The following is a 558-nucleotide window of genomic DNA, read 5'->3' as shown; positions in this document are numbered from 1 at the left end:
AGCACAGGGAACATGGAAGACGATTTTGAAAAGATTAAAGATGCCGACTGGATTATTGAAGTTGTTGTCGAAAACCTGGAGATCAAAAAGCAAGTGTTTTCAAAGGTCGATCAATACAGAAAACAAGGAAGCATCGTCAGCAGCAACACATCAGGCATCTCCGTCAGGCAGATGGCTGAGGGAAGGTCCGCTGATTTTAAAAAGCACTTTTTAGGAACGCACTTCTTCAATCCGGCCCGCTATTTAAAGCTCCTTGAGGTGATTCCGATTGACGAAACGGAGCCCGAAGTGCTGTCCTTTATGAAGAAATTCGGCGAAGACGTTCTTGGCAAAGGGGTTGTTGAAGCGAAAGACACGCCAAACTTTATCGCCAACCGCATCGGAACCTACGGCTTGCTTGTGACGGTTCAGGAAATGCTGAAAGGCGGCTACACGATAGGCGAAGTCGATTCGATTACAGGTCCGCTGATCGGACGCCCGAAAAGCGCGACCTTCAGAACGCTCGATGTCGTCGGCCTTGATACATTTTCACACGTTGCCAAAAATGTCTATAACCAA

At 47.5% G+C, this 558-nt stretch carries 1 protein-coding gene; it reads left to right on the top strand.

Annotation, left to right across the window (positions count from 1 at the left end; all coding sequences use genetic code 11):
- Nucleotides 1–558 (top strand): 3-hydroxyacyl-CoA dehydrogenase family protein (locus ACWHAR_RS30625; protein WP_452088876.1); only part of this gene is annotated, 558 nt, incomplete at both ends.

The sequence above is a fragment of the Bacillus sp. LR--39 genome, from assembly GCF_053613335.1.
This window is presented reverse-complemented; position numbering and strand designations above follow the sequence as displayed.